The 14,462-nt window shown below is 55.8% G+C and carries 16 protein-coding genes; 11 read left to right on the plus strand and 5 right to left on the minus strand.

Annotated elements, in window-relative coordinates; translation table 11 throughout:
• Positions 1-6 precede the first annotated feature (6 nt).
• The gene (locus SB719_RS04855; protein WP_065647459.1) at positions 7-414 is read left to right on the plus strand and encodes a DUF2000 domain-containing protein; all 408 of its coding nucleotides are present in this window, start codon (positions 7-9) and stop codon (positions 412-414) included.
• 20 nt (positions 415-434) lie between these two features.
• On the opposite strand, the gene SB719_RS04860 is transcribed toward SB719_RS04855, so the two are convergent.
• Positions 435-1,469, minus strand: coding sequence for a LacI family DNA-binding transcriptional regulator (locus SB719_RS04860; protein WP_065647458.1), 1,035 nt, complete (start codon positions 1,467-1,469; stop codon positions 435-437).
• 211 nt (positions 1,470-1,680) lie between these two features.
• Between SB719_RS04860 and SB719_RS04865 the strand changes: the two genes are divergently transcribed.
• From SB719_RS04865 to SB719_RS04880, 4 genes are all read left to right on the plus strand, one after another.
• Entirely contained in the window at positions 1,681-2,709 is a 1,029-nt protein-coding gene (locus SB719_RS04865; protein ID WP_065647457.1) for an ABC transporter substrate-binding protein, read from the plus strand.
• Between the two features lie 74 nt (positions 2,710-2,783).
• Positions 2,784-5,006: an ABC transporter permease gene (locus SB719_RS04870; protein WP_304231666.1), complete on the plus strand. Its 2,223-nt coding sequence runs from the start codon at positions 2,784-2,786 to the stop codon at positions 5,004-5,006.
• Positions 5,003-6,064: an ABC transporter ATP-binding protein gene (locus SB719_RS04875; RefSeq protein ID WP_292968643.1), complete on the plus strand. Its 1,062-nt coding sequence runs from the start codon at positions 5,003-5,005 to the stop codon at positions 6,062-6,064. Before SB719_RS04870 ends, SB719_RS04875 begins: the two co-directional genes overlap by 4 nt.
• Before the next feature lie 14 nt (positions 6,065-6,078).
• Positions 6,079-6,879, plus strand: a complete 801-nt coding sequence (locus SB719_RS04880) for an inositol monophosphatase family protein (RefSeq protein ID WP_065647454.1) — start codon at positions 6,079-6,081, stop codon at positions 6,877-6,879.
• Between the two features lie 14 nt (positions 6,880-6,893).
• On the opposite strand, the gene SB719_RS04885 is transcribed toward SB719_RS04880, so the two are convergent.
• Positions 6,894-7,532 carry a LysE family translocator gene (locus tag SB719_RS04885; protein WP_412158967.1) on the minus strand — a complete coding sequence of 213 codons (639 nt, stop codon included), beginning with the start codon at positions 7,530-7,532 and terminating at the stop codon, positions 6,894-6,896.
• Positions 7,533-7,795: 263 nt separating this feature from the next.
• Between SB719_RS04885 and SB719_RS04890 the strand changes: the two genes are divergently transcribed.
• Entirely contained in the window at positions 7,796-8,923 is a 1,128-nt protein-coding gene (locus SB719_RS04890; RefSeq protein WP_412158968.1) for a lactonase family protein, read from the plus strand.
• A gap of 4 nt (positions 8,924-8,927) precedes the next feature.
• Here the strand turns inward: SB719_RS04890 and SB719_RS04895 are convergent, their stop codons facing one another.
• On the minus strand, positions 8,928-9,830 hold the full coding sequence (locus tag SB719_RS04895; protein WP_412158969.1) for a LysR family transcriptional regulator: 903 nt from the start codon (positions 9,828-9,830) through the stop codon (positions 8,928-8,930).
• A gap of 101 nt (positions 9,831-9,931) precedes the next feature.
• On the opposite strand from SB719_RS04895, the gene SB719_RS04900 reads away from it, so the two are divergent.
• The 5 genes from SB719_RS04900 (at position 9,932) to SB719_RS04920 (ending at position 13,495) form a co-directional block, all read left to right on the plus strand.
• Positions 9,932-10,999 (plus strand): SDR family oxidoreductase, encoded by a 1,068-nt coding sequence (locus tag SB719_RS04900; protein ID WP_304231753.1) that lies wholly within the window; start codon positions 9,932-9,934, stop codon positions 10,997-10,999.
• A gap of 239 nt (positions 11,000-11,238) precedes the next feature.
• Positions 11,239-11,394, plus strand: a complete 156-nt coding sequence (locus SB719_RS04905; protein WP_167350646.1) for a hypothetical protein — start codon at positions 11,239-11,241, stop codon at positions 11,392-11,394.
• A gap of 317 nt (positions 11,395-11,711) precedes the next feature.
• Positions 11,712-12,263: a C40 family peptidase gene (locus tag SB719_RS04910; protein ID WP_292968645.1), complete on the plus strand. Its 552-nt coding sequence runs from the start codon at positions 11,712-11,714 to the stop codon at positions 12,261-12,263.
• 374 nt (positions 12,264-12,637) lie between these two features.
• Positions 12,638-12,853, plus strand: coding sequence for a YdgH/BhsA/McbA-like domain containing protein (locus SB719_RS04915; RefSeq protein WP_065647448.1), 216 nt, complete (start codon positions 12,638-12,640; stop codon positions 12,851-12,853).
• Between the two features lie 429 nt (positions 12,854-13,282).
• Entirely contained in the window at positions 13,283-13,495 is a 213-nt protein-coding gene (locus SB719_RS04920) for a hypothetical protein (RefSeq protein WP_293005530.1), read from the plus strand.
• Between the two features lie 42 nt (positions 13,496-13,537).
• On the opposite strand, the gene SB719_RS04925 is transcribed toward SB719_RS04920, so the two are convergent.
• Positions 13,538-13,816 (minus strand): VF530 family DNA-binding protein, encoded by a 279-nt coding sequence (locus SB719_RS04925; RefSeq protein WP_065647447.1) that lies wholly within the window; start codon positions 13,814-13,816, stop codon positions 13,538-13,540.
• 89 nt (positions 13,817-13,905) lie between these two features.
• Positions 13,906-14,433 carry an outer membrane lipoprotein Blc gene (gene blc, locus SB719_RS04930; RefSeq protein ID WP_412158970.1) on the minus strand — a complete coding sequence of 176 codons (528 nt, stop codon included), beginning with the start codon at positions 14,431-14,433 and terminating at the stop codon, positions 13,906-13,908.
• Positions 14,434-14,462 lie beyond the last annotated feature (29 nt).

A 14,462-nucleotide genomic window follows, 5' to 3' on the forward strand; every position in this document is an offset into this window, starting at 1 on the left:
TGTTCTATGTCTGATACCAAAATTGCCCTGATCGTACGCGATGATTTAGCCACCTGGCAGCGTCTGAACGTGGTGGCGTTTATCGCGACCGGCCTGGCTGCAGGCGCGCCTGAGATGCTGGGAGAACCCTATATCGATGCGCAGGGGCGTCACTATGGCCGGATCGCCGGACAACCGATGCGCGTGTTTTCCGGCAATCTCTCTGGTCTGCAGCGTGCGCATCGCCAGGGGCTGGAGCGTGAACTGACGCTGATACCCTACGTGGAAGCGATGTTTTCTACCGGAAACGACGCGGCTAACCGCGAGGTGTTTCTGGCAGAAAATGCGGAAGAGATGAATCTGGTTGGCCTTGCGCTGTATGGTCCGAAAAAAGCGGTGGATAAAGCGATTAAAGGGCTGGTGCTGCATGAGTGACCGGCGCGCCTGACACGATATCATCCGCCGCGCACCGAGCCTCGCCAGATCACTTCTGCCTGATAAAGACGCGACGCAGGCGGCTGTTCATCAGCGCCGGATGCGTCGTTCTCGCCCGATTCCGTGGCGCTAAGCCAGGCCACGGCGTCACGGGCAAACTTTTCTACCGGCTGTGCAAAGGTCGTCAGGTTATAGGATGCCCAGCCCGCCTGCGCGATGTTGTCATAACCGAACAGGCAGAGATCGTCCGGCACCCGCAGCCGGAAACGGTGACGCGCTTCATCCATCACACCGCAGGCGATAAGATCGGTCACGCAGAATATTGCATCGGGCCGCTGCGCGCGCGTCAGCAGACGATGCGCCAGAATCTGTCCGCTTTCGTAAGAAGTAGTACCAAACCTCTCTACGGTAACGTGCAGGCCAGCGGCCTCCGCAACGGCCAGAAACGCCGCTTCACGTTTCTGCAGGCTGGGCGTGCCCGCCAGTGAGTTAGCGAATGCAAGGTGGCGGCAGCCCGCGCGCTGAAAGGCCATAACGGCGGTTTCAGCAGCACTTTGCGCGTCCAGATGAATGCTGAGCGAGCCTGGCAGCGCTTCATCGCGGTTAATCAGAATGATGCGCTGTCCGTGCCGGTAGCACTGGGCAGTGATGGCACGATCCGGCATGCCTGAAAGGATAATGGATGCGTCGGCGCGAAAATTAATCGCCTGCAGCAGCGCTGCCGACACGCTGTTGTCGGAGCGATCGGTGTTGATCACCATCGCCACTTTGCCCGCCTCCTGCAGAAACTGCGTCAGCCATCTCACCAGCGTAGCGCGATAAGGCGTGGCGATCTCTGAGACGATCAGACAGACAATGCCGCTGCGGTTACGCACCAGACCGCGAGCCAGATGATTCACGTGATAGCCCAGTTCCTCCGCGGCTTTCATCACCCGGGCCCGCGTTGCTGCAGAGACGCTGGCACCCGGGGTAAAAGCACGCGATACCGCCGACCGTGAGACACCTGCCCGCGCTGCCACATCCTGCGCGCTGACAACCGCTTTATCGTTTTGCATGATCACTTCCTCAACTCCCGTCGCTTAATGGAGTCTGCCGCAAATTGCAAAGGTGTGCAAATTATCTCTGAACTCAAATGTTGCAATTTTGTGACACAGGCAGTCAATTGCAGCTTACAGCGTTTGACAGCTTATTTTCTGTCCGTTACTAATTTGCACACACGTGCAAATAACAATGAATCAGCACACCTCTTCCCGACAGGAGACAACTATGCGAATTATTCCCCTGGCCGTTGCGCTTTCACTCTCAGCGGCCGGCCTGCCGCTTACCGCCTCAGCAGCGGGCAACCTGAATATGATCTGTTCAGCAGACGTCGTGGTATGCGAGCAGATGACGCGTATTTTCAGCCAGAGTCATCCCGATATCAAAGTCAGCATGGTGCGGCTGTCAGCCGGAGAGGCTTATGCCCGGCTGCGCAGCGAAGCACGTAACCCGCGTACCGATATCTGGTGGGCCGGCACCGGCGATCCGCATATGCAGGCGGCGGCAGAAGGGCTGACGCAGGTCTACAAATCAAAGCTGCTCGATCAGCAGCAGCCGTGGGCGCAGAAACAGGCGGAAAATGCCGGTTATCGCACCGTGGGGATTTATGCGGGTGCGCTGGGCTGGGGATACAACACGAAATTGCTGGCAGAGAAAAAACTGAAAGAACCCACCTGCTGGGCCGACCTGCTTGATCCGGCGTTTAAAGGCGAAATTCAGATCGCCAACCCGAATTCATCCGGCACGGCATACAACACGCTGGCCACGCTGGTGCAGATCATGGGTGAGGATAAGGCCTTTGATTATCTGAAAAAGCTTAATGCCAATATCTCACAATATACCAAGTCGGGTTCGGCACCGGTGAAAGCCGCAGCGCGAGGTGAAGCGACGGTCGGCATTGTGTTTATGCACGATGCAGTCGCCATGCAGGTTGATGGATTCCCGATAAAAACCGTCGCGCCGTGTGAAGGCACCGGCTACGAAATTGGCTCGATGTCAATTGTGAAAGGCGCCCGCAATCTGGCGAATGCCAAAGTCTGGTATGACTGGGCGCTCAGCGCGGAAGCGCAGTCGCATATGAAAGAGGCGAAATCATTCCAGCTGCCCTCTAACCGTAAAGCGGAAATCTCAGAATATGCGCCACGTTTTGAGAACATCAAACTGATCGATTATGACTTCAAAACCTATGGCGATACGGCCAAACGTAAAGCGCTGCTTGGTCGCTGGGATAAAGAGATCGGCTCTGGCGCGCAGTAAATCCACGTCTGCAGACAGACATCCCGGGCTGGTGCCGATTGCATCAGCCCGATCCCTCCCGTTCGAGGTGTTATATGAATGCACATAATCGTCGTCTGACAGGCGCACTGCTATTGGGTGCCGTAGCGCTGACGCTGCTGCCCTGGTACAGCCTGGAAGCGGGTTTTTTTGATACCGGCTGGATCCTGTCGCTCTGGCGCGATGAGGCCAGCGCGCCGGCGCTGTGGCAGCTCGGGGCACATCCGTGGCTGGGGGGAGCGCTGGCACTCTGGCTGCTGTGCGGTTTGAGCGGCCTGCTGCCGGGCAGACAGCGCAGCGCGCTGCTGCTGCTTTTCAGCGCACTGGGCGTACTGTTTCTGGTGATTGAGGGCCATGCCATTGGCTACAGCGGCTGGAGCTGGCTGTGGCTGGAGAATCAGTTTGGTACGCTGGAACAGGGGCAGCCTGCAATGGGAGCAGGCGCAATTCTACTGCTGACCACCTTTCTGCTGCTTTTCGCCTTTGCGCTGGCGGAGCGCGGCGTGCTGAGAGGGGATGCGTTTGTCGTGGCGGCGCTGGTGCTGATCACCGCGCTGGTCAGCGTATTTGTGCTTTATCCGGTGCTGAGTATGTTTGTGGTCTCCGTACAGGACGTTGACGGCAGCTTTCAACCCGATGGCCTGTTAGCTAACCTGCAGGATCCCTCGATCTGGAGCCTCTCCTGTCTGGCAGGCGGCAGCTGCGGGACAGCCTGGCGCACGCTCTGGCTGGCGCTGATGACGGCGACCGGCTCCACGCTGCTGGGCCTCGCTTTTGCGCTCGCCGCCACGCGTACCCCGCTGCCCTGTAAAAAAGCGCTGCGTATGCTGACCATTCTGCCGATCATCACGCCGCCGTTTGTGATCGGACTGGCGCTGATCCTGCTGTTTGGTCGTTCGGGTGTGGTAACGGAACATCTGGCCGCGCTGTTTGGCATAGAGCCAGGGCGCTGGCTCTACGGCCTGACCGGGATCTGGATCGCGCAGGTGCTCTCCTTTACGCCGATCGCCTTTCTGGTGCTGATTGGCGTGGCCGAAGGCGTCAGCCCCTCGCTGGAAGAGGCGTCGCAGACGCTGCGTGCCGATCGCTGGCGCACCTTCAGCCGCGTTTCGCTGCCGCTGATGGCGCCAGGCCTGGCAAACGCCTTTCTGATCAGCTTTATCGAGAGCATGGCCGATTTCGGCAACCCGATGGTGCTGGGCGGCAGCCACGGCGTGCTCTCGACAGAAATTTTCTTTTCGGTCGTGGGGGCGCAGAACGATCCGAGCCGGGCGGCGGTGCTGGCGATGATCCTGCTCTGCTTCACGCTGGCGGCCTTTGTGCTGCAGCGTTTGTGGCTGGGCGGTAAAAACTTTGCCACCGTGACCGGCAAAGGGGATGGCGGTCAGCACAGCCAGCTGCCGTCGCTGCTGCGCGGCGGCGTCTATGGGCTGGTGATCCCGTGGGGCCTCTTTACTCTGGTGGTCTACGGCATGATTCTGGTCGGAGGCTTCGTGCAGTCGTGGGGCCTGAACAGTGCGCTGACGGTTGAGCACTATGTGCGTGCTTTCCGCGTCAGCATCAGCGATGGCCATCTGCTGTGGAGCGGGGTGGCGTGGAACTCCTTCTGGACCACGCTGGAAATTGCGCTGATCGCCGCGCCGCTCACCGCTATCGTCGGGCTGCTGACCGCCTGGCTGATTGTCCGCCAGAAGTTCGCCGGCCGGCAGACGTTTGAGTTTCTGCTCATGCTGAGCTTTGCCATTCCCGGTACGGTTATCGGCGTAAGCTATGTCATGGCTTATAACCTGCCGCCGCTGGAGATCACCGGTACGGCCATGATCCTGATCGCCTGTTTTGTCTTCCGTAATATGCCGGTGGGCGTGCGCGGCGGCATTGCCGCCATGAGCCAGCTCGACAAAAGCCTGGATGAAGCATCACTGACGCTGGGTGCCAGCAGCTTCCGCACGCTGCGCAAAGTGGTCCTGCCGCTGCTGAAACCGGCGATCAGCGCCGCGCTGGTCTACGCCTTCGTGCGCGCTATCACCTCCATCAGTGCAGTGATTTTCCTCGTCAGCGCGCAGTACAACATGGCGACGTCTTACATCGTGGGCCTGGTGGAAAACGGGGAGTATGGCGTGGCTATTGCGTACTCCACCGTACTGATCTTTGTCATGCTGCTGATTATCGGCCTGTTCCAGTGGCTGGTGGGTGAGCGCCGGCTGCGCCGTGCAGCGCGCCCGGTGGATGTCGCCGCGCCACCTATTACCCCATCCTTAACGCAGGAGAGTGCTGTATGAGTGCCATCAAAGCAGGTTCCGTTGTATTTGAACACGTCACTAAGCGCTTTGCCGGCTTTAACGCGCTGCCGGATCTCTCGCTCACCGTAGAGCCGGGTACACTGGTGACGCTGCTGGGCCCCTCCGGCTGTGGTAAAACCACCACGCTGCGCCTGCTCGCGGGGCTGGAGCATCCTACCTCCGGGCGGATCCTGATTGGCGGAAAAGATGTTACCCGTCTCCCCGCCAATGAACGTGACGTTGCAATGGTGTTTCAAAGTTACGCGCTGTTCCCCCATATGAGTGCGCTGGACAATATCATGTACGGGCTGCAGTCGTCCGGGATGGCGAAGCGTGAGGCGCAGGATCGCGCGCGTGAGGGTCTGAAGCTGGTGGGACTGGAGAGTCAGGGACAGCGTCTGCCTTCAGAGCTGTCGGGCGGCCAGCAGCAGCGCATTGCGGTGGCGCGCGCACTGGTACTGGAGCCACAGGTACTGCTGCTGGATGAACCGCTTTCTAACCTGGATGAACGGCTGCGTCGCCGGGTGCGAACCGATATCCGCGATTTACAGCAACGGCTTGGCTTTACAGCGGTTTATGTCACGCACGATCAGGAAGAGGCGCTGGCGGTGTCCGATAAAATCATTGTCATGAAAGAGGGTGACATTGCCCAGCAGGGCGCCCCGGAAACGCTCTACCGCTGTCCGGCCTCAGAATTTATTGCCGATTTTATGGGGGAGGCCAATATCCTGCCGTGTGAAGTTGAGCAGGTAGCGGGCAGTGAAGCACTGATCCGGCTGGGAAACCAGCGCTATCGCGTGCCGGATAATGGCGTACGTGCCGGTACTGCCCGCCTCTCCGTTCGCCCGCAGTTTATTACGCTCAGCTCGCACGGCACCGGCGCGCTGGCGGGTGAAGTCACGCACTGCACCTGGCTGGGGGACCATATTGAATATGAAGTGAGTACTGAGCTGGGCGCCTTGTTTATCGTCGATGCACAGATGGAGCAGCAGCTGCCGCTGGCTGCACGGGTAGGCGTCGATTTCAAACCACAGGGGCTGGCTCTGATTGCCGGCTGATAAGAGGAAGCGTCATGAGTGAGACATCAAGCAGTGCGCTACAGGCGCGACGGGAGCTGGCTGAACAGGTTGCGCGGGCGGGGGGTGAAAGTGCGCTGGCATGGTTCCGGCAGCGTGAATCGCTGGTGGTGGAAACAAAATATGATCTGCAGGATGTGGTGTCCCGTGCCGATCGTGAAGTTGAGCAGCTGATAGCCGACCAGATCCGCCACCGGTTTCCGCAGGATGGTTTCCTGGGAGAAGAGTATGGCCTGCAGCCCGGCTCATCTGGTTATACCTGGGTGGTGGATCCTATCGATGGCACCAGCCCGTTTCTTAACGGGATGCCTAACTGGTGCGTATCAGTGGCCGTGCTGCATGAGGGAATACCGGTGGTTGGCGTTATTTATGCGCCGGTTTACGAGGAGTGTTATGCCGCCTCTCTCGGCGCAGGCGCAACCCTGAATGGCACGTTACTGCAGGTTGATCCCGCGCGCACCCTGCAAAACCATGTCACCGGTTTTGGTGCCAACAGCCACGTCAGTCCGGAAGAGGTTGGCAGGCTGCTTGCGTCGCTGCTGGCGGCGGGCGGCAACTTTATTCGTATTGGCTCAGGCGCTCTGATGCTGGCATGGGTCGCCGCAGGGCGGGTGGTAGGCTATTTTGAACCCTATATGCACGCCTGGGATTGTCTGGCGGGGTATTGCCTGGTGAAAGAGGCGGGGGGCTGGTATCACCCGTTCAATACCGAAGGCGACCGCCTGCTGAAAGGCGCGCAGGTGCTGGCAGTGGCGCCCGGTGCGGAAACCGAACTCAGGCAGATTGCCGGCGTGTAAAGGGGCAGGCCTGCTCACATCAGGATAAATTCCTGATAGCCTGACCAGATAACGTACACCGCGAAATAGCAGAAAATCAGCGCTGAGGCGAGATAAGAGAGCCTCAGCAGCTTCCCACCCAGCATTTTGCCGCCCAGCGCGCCTGTCAGGCAGATCACACCGCTCCAGAGTAAACCTGCAATAAAGAAGCCGCTCAGGAATTCCGCCGTGGCGCCTGCACCTTGGTTACCCATACGCGCAATCAGCGCGCCGCCAACGCTGGCAAACCAGAGAATGGCGGTTGGCGATGACATCGCCAGTACCACTCCGCGCCGGAATTCCCGTGACGGCGGCTGAGGGGGCGCGGCTTCAGCTGCCGGCATGGCAACAGACTTTATCAGCGCAGCGTAAAGCATACGCCCGGCAAACCAGATTAATAACAGGCCACCGCCAATCCATAATGCCCAGCGCACAGGCGCAAATTGCAGCACCATAGCCATGCCCGCCAGCGCCAGCAGGGCATAGATCAAATCGCCAATGCAGGTGCCGACACCCAGCCAGAAACCCTGCAGAAAACCGCGCTGCATCGCCAGGGTCAGCATGGCGATATTAGCAAGACCAATATCGAGGCATAAGGAGAGGCTAAGCAAAAATCCATTTGAAAACGGCAACATAGATCCGTCCCAGGCAGAGAAAAAGCTATTAAATCATCTCTGGCAGGCAGTGTTAATCGCAGAATCAGATTGTTGACTAACTCCTATAGACGGCTTGCAGGATCGTTGCCAGATTGCCCGTTTCCTGACTACGCTGTATCACACCTCTGGACTGCAGGATAACCATAACGATGCTTATACCGTTGAAATCCGCTACGCCTGGTGCATTGACGCGCCTTTCAGTAGCACTGTCACTGGCTCTTTTTACTTTTGGGGGAAATGTAATGGCACAAAACAGCGAAAATCAAATTGCTCTGGTGGGCACCTGGACCAGCGTGCCTGATGCACCAGCCGCTGAAAAACCGGCACAGCCGAGCGAAGGCCTGTACCGGCTGAAGATGAACAGTGACGGAACGCTTACCCCGCTGGACGTGGTAAAGATGAAGAGTCCGTCATGGCTGGTGAAGTCTGCCGACGGGCGCTTCCTGTATACCACTAACGAAGAGAAGTCGGGCAGCGTAACCGCACTGTCGGTTGCGGCTGATGGCACCGTGAAAGTGATCAACACGATAACCAGCCACGGTGATGAGCCAACACACGCCACGCTCAGCCCCGATGGCCGCTATCTGCTGGTCGCCAACTATTCGGGTGATAAAGGCGGTGCGGGCATTGCCGTACTACCGGTGAACCAGGATGGGTCGCTGGGTGCGCCGGTGCAGCACTTTCCGTTTGCTGAAGGCAGCGGCGTGGTGGATGAGCGTCAGGAGAGCGGACATGCTCACTCAGTCACGTTTACGCCGGATGGAAAAACGCTTTATGCCGCTGATCTGGGAGGCGACACGCTTTATGCTTATCGCTACGATGCGCATTCAGCCACGCCGCTGCAGCCGGATCCGGCACGCGACATGACCTTTTCACCCGGTGCCGGGCCGCGCCATATGGTATTTTCAGCCGATGGTCACTACGCCTGGGTCATTGCAGAAATGGCGGCTGTGATCGAAACCTGGCGGTTTACGGGAGAGAAACCGGAACGCATCGCGAGTACGGACATAGCACCTGATAACGCTACGGCGGATCAGAGAAGCGGCGGCGCAATCATGCTTAGCCCGCAGGGCAAATTTCTGATTGTGTCCAACCGCGGTTCGCACAACCATCTGCTGGTATTCCGGATTGGTCGTGACGGCAAACCGGAAGCGCCCGTACGTTACCCGGCAGGCGGCATTGAACCCCGGGCGATATCTTTCGACGCCACCGGTCGCTATCTGTACGTGACCAATGTCTTCACTAACGCTATTTCGCTGTTTTCTTTCGATGAAGAGAGTGGCGAGCTGGAGGCGAAAGGCGAGGCGGTAAAAATTGCCACGCCCACTGATATCAAATTTGTGACCACTGCACATTCGGATGCACGCTGAGTGGCTAACGGATAGGTAACTGTTCAAGCGCCGTCAGCAGCGCATCAACTTTCGGTAACAGCTGCTTGCGGCGCGGCCAGATCAGTGAAAGCGCAAAGCCGTCTGGCTGCTGCTGCGGCAGAATGATTTCGAGCTCGCCACGCTGCAGTGGCCCGGCAATCAGCCAGGAGGGCATCTGCGCCACGCCGAGTCCGGCGCAGACGGCCTGCACCTGTGCGTCAACATCGCCCAGCGCCATGCGGTGCGATACATTACGCCAGTAAGCGTGTCCTTCTGCCGTGGTCAGCAGCCAGGGTTTCGTCGTGCCATCAACCCGTTCATACATCACCGCCGGATGCAGCAGCAGCTCGCTTTCCGTTGCGGGGTAGCCGTGGCGTGCCAGATAGTCAGGTGCCGCGCAAAATACCATCCGTTCGCGCCCGAGATGACGATAGCCCAGCGACGCAGGGAGATCCGGCGAACCGCCAATGCGTACGGCCAGATCGATCCCTTCCTCAAACAGATCGATAAAACGATCGGAAAACGTCAGGTTTAGCTCTACCTCCGCATGCTGCTGGCAAAAAGCGATCAGCAGCGGCATCACCGCCAGCCGCCCATAGGTGCTGGGCAGGGCCAGTCGCAGGCGTCCGGATGGGATTGTCCGCTGCGCGGCCAGAACCGATTCCGCTTCGGCCAGCTCCTCCATCACCCGCAGACAGGTCTGATAGTAGGCGCTGCCGGCATCGGTTAATTTCAGACTGCGCGTGGTGCGCTCCAGCAGCCGCGAACCGAGACGCGTTTCAAGCCGGGTCACACTTTTACTGATCGCTGAACCGGTCAGATGCAGCCGCTGCGCTGCCGCAGCAAAGCTGCCGCATTCCACGCTGGCAACAAAGGGAACGATATCTTTCAGGCGGTGATCGTGCATCTATTCATGAACTCAATTCAGAAATGAAGTGAATTTTTACCAGAGATAAGAACTGATTTCTCTATTAGGCTGAATATTAATAAACTAACGGGAGAATCATGATGAAAAAAAACGCACTCATCGTAGGGATCAGCGGCGTTATCGGACGTGCACTGGCAGAACAGCTGCAGAAAGAGGGCTGGGACGTTACCGGGTTGTCACGCGGACGCGGTGCCGTACCGGACGGTTGTCGTAGCCTAACAGCCGATCTTACTGACAGCGATGCAGTACGCGATGCGCTGGCGCAGGAAAAACCCGATGCGCTGTTTTTCAGCGTCTGGGCACGTCAGGAAAATGAAAAAGAGAATATCCGCGTTAATGGCGGCATGGTACGCAACGTCATTGAGGCGCTGGGCGAACGGCTGCAGGGTGCCCACGTGGCGCTGGTCACCGGCCTTAAGCACTATCTGGGGCCTTTTGAAGCCTACGGTAAAGGTGCCGTGCCGGTTACGCCGTTTCGTGAAGAGCAGGGTCGTCAGCCGGTGGATAACTTCTACTATGCGCAGGAGGATGAGCTGTTTGCCGGTGCCGAAAAATATGACTATCGCTGGAGCGTGCACCGTCCGCACACCATCGTTGGCTTTGCACTCGGTAATGCGATGAATATGGGTCAGACGCTGGCCGTCTATGCCACCCTGTGTCGTGAAAAAGGCTGGCCGTTTGTCTTCCCCGGCTCGCCTGAGCAGTGGAATGGCCTGGTGGATGTGACGGATGCCGGTTTGCTGGCTGAACAGCTGGTCTGGGCGGCTACAGCAGAAGGCGCAGCGAATCAGGACTTCAATGCAGTTAACGGCGACGTTTTCCGCTGGAACTGGATGTGGCCGCAGCTGGCAGCTTATTTTGGGATTGAGCCTGCAGAATTACCGGCTCAGACGTCGCCGCTGGAAGAGAGAATGCAGGAGGCGGCTGAAATCTGGCAGGAGATCGCCGCGCGTTATCAGCTGCGGGAAGCGGATATCAGTAAGCTGGCGTCATGGTGGCATACCGATGCCGATCTTGGTCGTCCGATGGAGGTGTTTACAGACATGAGCAAAAGCCGCAAAGCCGGTTTTACCGGTTATCGTTCGTCCGTTGACTCTTTCATTCAGCTGTTTGATCGTCTTAAAGCGGAAAACATTATCCCGCAGTAAGCGCTCTGGTTCTGCCGCCGCCCCAGGCGAGCGGCAGACGTTACGTGTAAACGCTATTTTTTACCGCTCTGTTTTGAATCTGTAAAACTGATGTACCTGGTCTGTTTTCATCCTGTGAAGTTATGCGCAAAACGCACAAAAGCCTCAAATCAGCGGCAGATTTGTGCGGTCCGTTTATTTATTTTTAGTACCAGATCCTTACAATAACCCGCTGATACATTTCATCAGGTTATTGCGTTATGACAACACTTCTAAAAAACAACAACAGTGATACACAGCAACTTCTTGTCGCCATAGAACAGGCCGTCAGCGAACCCGTTCCGCTGGTGCGGTCCCTGTCCGAGAATTTCTGGCAGCAAATTGAGTCGCTGACTGCTATTGCTGCTGAAGAGTAATCATCAGGTCCCGGCTGGCTATCAGAGTTAACCGGGACATCTTCTTTATCCCTTCTTATGACTGCCTGAAATTTTTCTTTTCCCTGCTCCTCTTTCCTGAAACAGCAGCTAAAATTAGCTCGTTCAGTACGCGCGACCCACGGCACCTGTCAAAATCGCTTTTTATCCTGTTTTTCTACGTATAAACATGATGTTACCTTTTTGTAAATTAAGGTAAATAACGGGGAGAGAGTGAGGATTTTCCCGCTGCGGGTTTAACTGTACTGCTTTTTTACGGTATAAATCTTTCACCAATAAGCCGGGCGAAATGACAACCCATGACTATCACCGCAAGCCGTACTCTTATCACTACTCTGCTGCTGTTTACACTGGCTGGATGTGCGAAAAAACATCATGAAGCGCCTCCGCCTGACAGTGCTGAAGTTGCGCTTTCTGGTGATAAACAGCCCGATCTGATCCCGGTTATTGCTGCACTGCACGATCAAATGCACTCCTGGCAGGGGACAAAATACCAGTGGGGAGGCACGCAACTCTCCGGCGTTGACTGCTCAGGCTTTGTCTGGCGTACGCTGAAAGACCGCTTTAACATTCCGATGGAACGCGTGACAACACGAGAACTTATTGCGATGGGCAAGCCGGTGGATCAGGCCCATCTGCAGCCAGGCGATCTGGTGTTTTTCCGCATCAGGCATGAGCTGCACGTAGGCTTTTATGACACTGACCGGCAGTTCCTGCATGCGTCAGTCAGTCAGGGCGTGATGCGTTCGTCACTCAATAATCCTTACTGGAAATCTGTTTATCTGCAGGCGCGCCGGTTGCCGCGCGAACAAAGCTCACAGATCAGTTTCAACTATAAGAATAAAGTCTGAAGATAATCAGCCTTTGTGAAGCAGAGATAACCAGCGCTGAAACGCCAGCCTCCTCAGAGAAAACCGCCTTCAGGCGGTTTTTTTATGCCTGAATTTTATTCAAAAAATATGAACAAAAACGGCAAAATGCTTAGCTTTTAAACTAGCGTCAATACGCTTATTCTCTCTTCATTGCAACAGAGTCCGCATCCGAAGCGTTAAGCCAGTTAGATTTCACACGTCAATCTCAGTGAAATAAACTGTGTGACAGGCTGCGAATTTTGATTAGCATGATCACAATAAACGCATTTATTATCAATATATGTATAGTTTCATTTGTTACTATATCTCTTATCGAAGGCGTGTGCCTTAAAACAGACATTAAGGAAAAAAGTATGAAAACCATGAAAGCTTTCTCAATTGCTGCCGTAACTGCCCTGACGCTGGTATCAGGTGCAAGCTTTGCACAGAGCATCTCTGTCACTTCCGGTACGCTGGACGGTGCAGAAGCTAAAATAGCAGCGCAGGCTCAGGAGCAGGGCGCACAGTATAAAATTACTGAAGCCAATACGAATAACCGTGTGCATATGACGGCTGAACTCTACAAATAATTCAGCGTGATGAGTGTTAAGGCCGCCTGCGGGCGGCTTTGCTGCTTTAATTGCTCAAAAAATGAACAGTTGCTGGCGGCGTACCTGCCATGCGGGCTGCAGAAGGTTATCCACAGGTTTGCGCCTGCTCTTTTCACGCGGAATGTGGATAAACCAGGTGACCCTGCACCGTCGCTTCTGCCAGACCCTGCATATAAATCACTGCACTTCTCTGCATTATCTACCTGGCCATTATCTTTTTATTTGATGATACTTTTAATAATATCGAATAAGAACAGCGACACGTCTTTTCGCTAATTTTAACCTTTAGTAACTTATTTCTGGTTACACATTAATAATACCCATCTCAGGCCTCTAATTCGATATTCCGGAATTTCATTACTATATTCAGCATGAATGCAATCTGCATTTATTTTCGGGGATACGAATATGCGTAAAATAGCATTTGCTTTATTCACTGCAGGGGTGTTGTTGTCAGCCACCGCGCAGGTTCAGGCTAAAGGCTGTCTGAAAGGGGCAGCGGTAGGGGGTGTGGCAGGGCATCTTAAGCATCACGGCGTAGCCGGTGCAGCAGCAGGATGTGCAGTAGGTCACCACATGGCGAATAAAAAAGAGAAAGAAGCGGATAAACATACGCAGTAACAGATTCACGGCAGGGTGGTATTGAGCCCTGCCTGATAATGCTTAATGATCCTGTTTATTGCCCTGCGTCCACGGATTAAATCCGGCATCAGCGCAATCTTTCTCAGGCTGTTCCGACAACATATCCCGATAGAGCGCTTCAACTTCTGCACGTGCCCAGGGAGTACGCCGCAAAAATTTAAGGCTCGACTTGATACTGGGATCGCTTTTAAAGCAGTTGATATTGATCTGTTTAGCCAGTTCTGCCCAGCCGTAACGCTCCACCAGTGCAGTCACTATCATTTCCAGCGTTACGCCGTGCAGAGGATCATTTGAATGCATGTCAGGTTACGTCTCGCGGGCAAAAAGGGGCGCCAAGGTTACCGTAAACCTGCGGTAACCGCAAACCACCCCGCGGTGAAAAGGGGTTATCAGGATTGATCGACCCAGATGAGTTTATCGGTAGCAAACCCCAGCTCCCTGGCAAGCTTAACGTAATCACGCTTAACCTGTTCCGGGATCTGCGGCTGACGCGACAGGATCCACAAGTAGCCCCGATTCGGGCCGCTGACCAGCGCATACTGATAATCATCATCCAGCGCGATAACGTTGTAACCGCCATAGAAAGGCCCAAAGAACGAGACCTTCAGGGCCGCGACGTCAGTGCGTCCGGTGAAATAAGCTTTACCCTCGCTTTCACTCCAGCTTTTCTTCACCGGATCGTAGCCGCGATTGATCACAACCAGGCCGCCATCACTGCGCTTTTTATACGTGGCGGTGACGTGATCTTTACCGCGTTCAAAACGGTGATCGAGACGGGCAATTTCATACCACTTACCCAGGTAGCGCTCTGCATCAAAACCGTAGACCGGCTTGACACCTTTTGGCGGGGTGGGCGATTTGCAGGCCACCAGCGTTAATGAAAGCGCGGTGACGGCAACCAGAGGCCAAATCTTCATTGTCACTCCTTACACAACATCATAAAAAT

Origin of the sequence: Pantoea sp. SIMBA_079, assembly GCF_046940275.1 — a bacterium.
GTDB lineage: Bacteria > Pseudomonadota > Gammaproteobacteria > Enterobacterales > Enterobacteriaceae > Pantoea > Pantoea borealis.

Bases quoted from the DNA above. Each gene is read 5' to 3' on its own strand.
- blc (WP_412158970.1), bottom strand. From the start codon at position 14,433: ATGAAGATTTGGCCTCTGGTTGCCGTCACCGCGCTTTCATTAACGCTG.
- SB719_RS04925 (WP_065647447.1), bottom strand. From the start codon at position 13,816: ATGCATTCAAATGATCCTCTGCACGGCGTAACGCTGGAAATGATAGTG.
- SB719_RS04875 (WP_292968643.1), top strand. From the start codon at position 5,003: ATGAGTGCCATCAAAGCAGGTTCCGTTGTATTTGAACACGTCACTAAG.
- SB719_RS04860 (WP_065647458.1), bottom strand. From the start codon at position 1,469: ATGCAAAACGATAAAGCGGTTGTCAGCGCGCAGGATGTGGCAGCGCGG.
- SB719_RS04900 (WP_304231753.1), top strand. From the start codon at position 9,932: ATGAAAAAAAACGCACTCATCGTAGGGATCAGCGGCGTTATCGGACGT.
- SB719_RS04855 (WP_065647459.1), top strand. From the start codon at position 7: ATGTCTGATACCAAAATTGCCCTGATCGTACGCGATGATTTAGCCACC.
- SB719_RS04915 (WP_065647448.1), top strand. From the start codon at position 12,638: ATGAAAACCATGAAAGCTTTCTCAATTGCTGCCGTAACTGCCCTGACG.
- SB719_RS04865 (WP_065647457.1), top strand. From the start codon at position 1,681: ATGCGAATTATTCCCCTGGCCGTTGCGCTTTCACTCTCAGCGGCCGGC.
- SB719_RS04870 (WP_304231666.1), top strand. From the start codon at position 2,784: ATGAATGCACATAATCGTCGTCTGACAGGCGCACTGCTATTGGGTGCC.
- SB719_RS04905 (WP_167350646.1), top strand. From the start codon at position 11,239: ATGACAACACTTCTAAAAAACAACAACAGTGATACACAGCAACTTCTT.
- SB719_RS04885 (WP_412158967.1), bottom strand. From the start codon at position 7,532: ATGTTGCCGTTTTCAAATGGATTTTTGCTTAGCCTCTCCTTATGCCTC.
- SB719_RS04895 (WP_412158969.1), bottom strand. From the start codon at position 9,830: ATGCACGATCACCGCCTGAAAGATATCGTTCCCTTTGTTGCCAGCGTG.
- SB719_RS04910 (WP_292968645.1), top strand. From the start codon at position 11,712: ATGACTATCACCGCAAGCCGTACTCTTATCACTACTCTGCTGCTGTTT.
- SB719_RS04920 (WP_293005530.1), top strand. From the start codon at position 13,283: ATGCGTAAAATAGCATTTGCTTTATTCACTGCAGGGGTGTTGTTGTCA.
- SB719_RS04880 (WP_065647454.1), top strand. From the start codon at position 6,079: ATGAGTGAGACATCAAGCAGTGCGCTACAGGCGCGACGGGAGCTGGCT.
- SB719_RS04890 (WP_412158968.1), top strand. From the start codon at position 7,796: ATGGCACAAAACAGCGAAAATCAAATTGCTCTGGTGGGCACCTGGACC.